We start from the raw sequence: 4633 nt of genomic DNA, 5'->3' as shown, positions 1-4633 counted from the left end.
CGGCATCCTGACCGCAACCATTATTGGCGTGGCGCAGGCGATCGGCGAAACGGCACCGCTGCTTCTGATCGGCATGAACGCCTTCGTGACATCGCTGCCGGTCAGTCCGCTCGACCAGTCCACCGCTTTGCCGGTTCAGATCTTCCTTTGGGAAGGCAATGAGAACCGCAACTACTTCGAACCAAAGACCGCGGCGGCGATCATTATCCTTCTCACTGTAATGTTGGCCCTCAATGCGATCGCCATTGTTCTGCGGTCGCGCTTCGAAAGGCGCGCATGATGTTTAATGCTCCGGAGACCCAGAAAATGAACGCGAACGTCGCCCCGGTCGCCATTGCCGACAAGGCTTCGGTCACGTTGCCCGCCAAGTTCCAGACCGTGCGAACGCCCGATCCGGAACCGCGCCAGGTGCGCGTGCATGCCCAGGACGTCAACGTGTTCTATGGTGCGAAGCAGGCGCTGTTCGATGTCTCGATCGACATCCCGGAAAAGGCCGTCACGGCTTTCATCGGGCCGTCGGGCTGCGGCAAGTCGACCTTCCTGCGCTGCCTCAACCGCATGAACGACACGATCGAAGGTGCGCGCGTTTCCGGCACGATCCAGCTGGACGGCGAAGATCTCTATGATCCCAAGCTCGACGTAGTGGAATTGCGTGCCCGCATCGGCATGGTGTTCCAGAAGCCGAACCCGTTCCCCAAAACCATCTTCGAAAACGTCGCTTACGGACCGCGCATTCATGGCCTCGCCACCTCCAAAACCGATCTCGAACAGATCGTGGTGGAAAGCCTGCAGAAGGCCTCGCTTTTCAACGAGGTGAAGGACCGTTTGCATGAAGTCGGCACCGGCCTGTCCGGCGGCCAGCAGCAGCGCCTTTGCATCGCGCGCGCCATCGCGGTGTCGCCCGAAGTGATCCTGATGGACGAGCCCTGTTCGGCACTCGACCCGATCGCCACCGCCAAGATCGAAGAGCTGATCGACGAGCTGCGCGCCAACTACACGATCGTGATCGTGACCCACTCGATGCAGCAGGCGGCCCGCGTGTCGCAGCGCACGGCCTTCTTCCATCTCGGCATCCTGGTCGAGGAAGGCCCCACCGAGATGATTTTCACGAGCCCCGCCGAAAAGCGCACGCAAGACTACATCACCGGTCGCTTCGGCTGATCGGGCAGGGGAGCAGCATCATGGTTGCACATACCGTTACTTCCTTCGACGAGGAACTTGCCGCCATCGACCGGATCATCCGCGACATGGGGCATTTTTCGGCCGCTATGGTTCAAGCCGCGACGGTCGCTCTGCTTGAAGGCGAGCAGGATATGGCACGTCGCGTCATTGCCGACGACGCAGTGATGGATGCCCGTCAGCGTGAACTCGACGAGCGCGCCATTACCCTGATCGGCAAGCGTCAGCCGATGGCCGACGATCTGCGCACGGTTGTCGGCGCGATCCGCATCGCGTCTGATCTCGAGCGCATCGGCGATCTCGCGAAGAACCTCGGCAAGCGCGTTGCGGCAGTCGACAAGAGCCCGGCCTCGCAGACATTCGCGCACAGCATCGAGTCCATGGCCGAGCTGGTCCAGCACCAACTCGAACGCGTCGTCGATATCTATATCGAGCGCGACGCCGAGGCTCTGGTGCCGCTGCGGGCCGACGACGAGAAGATCGACGTGCAATATACGGCCGTGTTCCGCGAACTCCTGACCTACATGATGGAAGATCCGCGCAACATCACCGCCTGCACGCATCTCCTGTTCTGCGCCAAGAACCTGGAGCGCATCGGCGATCATGTTACCAACATCGCCGAGAACGCCTATTATGTCATGACCGGCTCGCAGCTTCCGGCCAATCGTCCTAAAGTGGATGAAACGGGAACGCAGCCTTCATTGGCGTGAGATGATTACCGAATGATCGCGCCGAAAATCATGATCGTGGAGGATGAGGAGCCTTTGGGCGTCCTCCTCCAGTACAATCTGGAATCCGAAGGCTATCAGGTCGAGATCGTCACCCGTGGCGACGAAGCCGATCTGCGCCTGCAGGAGCATGTGCCGGACCTTCTCGTCCTCGACTGGATGGTGCCCGGCGTATCCGGCATCGAGATCTGCCGCCGTTTGCGGGTGCGCCCCGAAACCGAACGCCTGCCGGTGATCATGCTGACTGCCCGCGGCGAAGAAAGCGACCGCGTTCGCGGTCTGGCCACCGGCGCCGATGATTACCTCGTGAAGCCGTTTTCGACGCCGGAATTTCTCGCCCGCGTCCGCGCGCTGCTGCGCCGCGCCAAGCCTGAAGTGCTGTCGAGCGTGCTGAAAGTCGGCGACCTCGTGCTGGATCGCGAATCCCATCGCGTGTTCCGCAAGAAGAGCGAAGTGAAGCTCGGCCCGACCGAGTTCCGCCTGCTCGAATTCATGATGCGCCATCCCGGCCGCGTGTTCTCGCGCGGGCAGTTGCTCGACAATGTCTGGGGCGAAACGATCTATATCGACGAGCGCACGGTGGACGTGCATGTCGGCCGTTTGCGCAAGGCGGTGAACACCAACCGCATGCCGGACGTGATCCGCACCGTGCGTGGCGCCGGCTATTCCATCAGCGAGGAATAGGCGCGTAACGCCACTAGCCGGGCAGGGCGCTGATGCCGTTGCCCAGCGCAATTTAGCTGCATTTCAGCAGCTATCCGCCTATCCAATGCCTTCTTCCCTGCCATTCTTGCATGCTCCCAAGGGCTACGTTGACAGGTGCCCCGCCGCTGGGTCACTCTTTCTAAGAAGGTCGGCTACGCCGGCTTCGGTGAGGGTCGTCGCGCGCTTTTTGCGTGCAGGGAGGAAATCATGAATCGTTTGGCAACCGCCTTGTTGGCGGGTGTGACGCTGTCGTTCGCCTTTGCCGGCATGGCGCAGGCGAAGGACAAGACTATCGGCGTGTCCTGGTCCAACTTCCAGGAAGAACGCTGGAAAACCGATGAAGCCGCCATGAAGAAGGCCATCGAGGCCGCCGGCGACAAGTATATCTCCGCCGACGCGCAGTCTTCGGCATCCAAGCAGCTGACCGATGTGGAATCGCTGATCTCGCAGGGCGCCAACGCCCTGATCATCCTGGCTCAGGATGCCAGCGCCATCGGACCGGCCGTGCAGAAGGCCGTCGATGAAGGTATCCCGGTGGTCGGCTATGATCGCCTGATCGACAGCAAGGACGCCTTCTATCTCACCTTCGACAATGTCGAAGTCGGCCGCATGCAGGCCCGCGAAGTGTTCAAGGTAAAGCCCGAAGGCAATTACGTCTTCATCAAGGGCAACGGCGCCGATCCCAATGCCGACTTCTTGTTTGCCGGCGCAACCGAAGTGCTTAAGGACGCCATCGATTCCGGCAAGATCAAGAATGTCGGCGAGGCCTATACCGACGGCTGGCTGCCTGCGAACGCGCAGAAGAACATGGAGCAGTTCCTCACCGCCAACGACAACAAGGTCGACGCGGTGGTTGCCGCCAATGACGGCACCGCTGGCGGTGCCATTGCAGCGTTGAGCGCCCAGGGTCTCGCCGGCTCCGTGCCGGTTTCCGGCCAGGATGCCGACCATGCCGCGCTGAATCGCGTCGCCCAGGGCACGCAGACCGTTTCCGTGTGGAAGGACTCGCGCGAACTCGGCAAGACTGCCGCCGAGATCGCCTCTCAGCTGGCCGATGGAAAAGCGATGACAGACATCGCTGATGTGAAGCCGTTCAAGTCTCCGTCCGGCACGGAACTCACCTCGCTCTTCCTCACCCCGGTTCCGATCACCAAGGACAACCTCAACCTCGTGATCGACGCCGGCTGGATCTCCAAGGAGGCTGCTTGCCAGGGGGCCGCTCAGGGCGTGAAGGGCTGCGACTAAATCGCTGAACCAGGAAAACGGGGCGCTCCAAGTGCCCCGTTTTTTGCTGCCATATAGTCGAATGGTGCGCCAAGCCGCGCGTGTCGCGCGCGGCTGAAGGAGCAGGAATGACCGACATCACCACCACTCCGGTTGACCGTGCGCGGGCATCCGAGCTCGGCCCCTTTGCGCGCTTTCTGAAAGCAACCGAGCTGGATGTACGCATGCTCGGCATGCTGGCCGCGCTCGCCATCATCTGGGTCGGCCTGCATTTCCTCTCCGGCGGTCTGTTTCTAACCCCGCGGAATCTCTGGAACCTATCGGTCCAGTCGGCTTCTGTTGCCATCATGGCGACCGGCATGGTGCTGGTGATTGTCACCCGCAACATCGACCTTTCGGTCGGCTCCATTCTCGGCTTTTCCGGCATGGTCATGGGCGTCATGCAGGCGCAATGGCTGCCACAATATTTCGGCATCCCGCTCGGCAGCCATTGGCTCTGGATCATCGCCCTGTGTTCCGGCCTGATCGTCGGCACGGCTATCGGTGCCATACAGGGCTATGTCATTGCTTATATGGGCGTTCCTGCCTTTATCGTCACGCTCGGCGGCTTGCTGATCTGGCGCGGTGGGGCCTGGTGGCTAACCTCTGGCCAGACCGTTGCCCCGATGGACGAGACCTATCGCCTGATGGGCGGCGGGCCGGAAGGGTCGATCGGTGCGACCTGGAGTTGGATCGTTGCCGTTATCGCCTGTCTCGGTGTCATCTGGCTGCTGCGTTCGGCCCGCACCCAGCGCAAA

Annotated in this window: 5 protein-coding genes and 1 pseudogene; all 6 read left to right on the top strand. The window is 61.5% G+C overall.

Annotated elements, in window-relative coordinates; all coding sequences use genetic code 11:
• Positions 1–280: pseudogene (locus RTX98_RS20015) on the top strand (phosphate ABC transporter, permease protein PstA); the annotation flags it as partial.
• 26 nt (positions 281–306) lie between these two features.
• The gene (gene pstB / locus RTX98_RS20010) at positions 307–1161 is read left to right on the top strand and encodes a phosphate ABC transporter ATP-binding protein PstB (protein ID WP_416223188.1); all 855 of its coding nucleotides are present in this window, start codon (positions 307–309) and stop codon (positions 1159–1161) included.
• A gap of 20 nt (positions 1162–1181) precedes the next feature.
• Positions 1182–1889 (top strand): phosphate signaling complex protein PhoU, encoded by a 708-nt coding sequence (phoU, locus tag RTX98_RS20005; protein WP_189505632.1) that lies wholly within the window; start codon positions 1182–1184, stop codon positions 1887–1889.
• A gap of 12 nt (positions 1890–1901) precedes the next feature.
• The gene (phoB, locus tag RTX98_RS20000; protein ID WP_189505634.1) at positions 1902–2591 is read left to right on the top strand and encodes a phosphate regulon transcriptional regulator PhoB; all 690 of its coding nucleotides are present in this window, start codon (positions 1902–1904) and stop codon (positions 2589–2591) included.
• Between the two features lie 228 nt (positions 2592–2819).
• Positions 2820–3857, top strand: coding sequence for a D-xylose ABC transporter substrate-binding protein (xylF, locus tag RTX98_RS19995; RefSeq protein WP_416223187.1), 1038 nt, complete (start codon positions 2820–2822; stop codon positions 3855–3857).
• 107 nt (positions 3858–3964) lie between these two features.
• The coding region (locus RTX98_RS19990; protein ID WP_416223186.1) for an ABC transporter permease subunit at positions 3965–4633 on the top strand (669 nt) is incomplete at its 3' end.

It is taken from the genome of Tianweitania sp. (genome assembly GCF_032053605.1).
Taxonomy (GTDB): Bacteria; Pseudomonadota; Alphaproteobacteria; order Rhizobiales; family Rhizobiaceae; genus Tianweitania.
The sequence above is the reverse complement of the archived record's forward strand: the minus strand, read 5'-3'. Positions and strand labels throughout refer to the sequence as shown.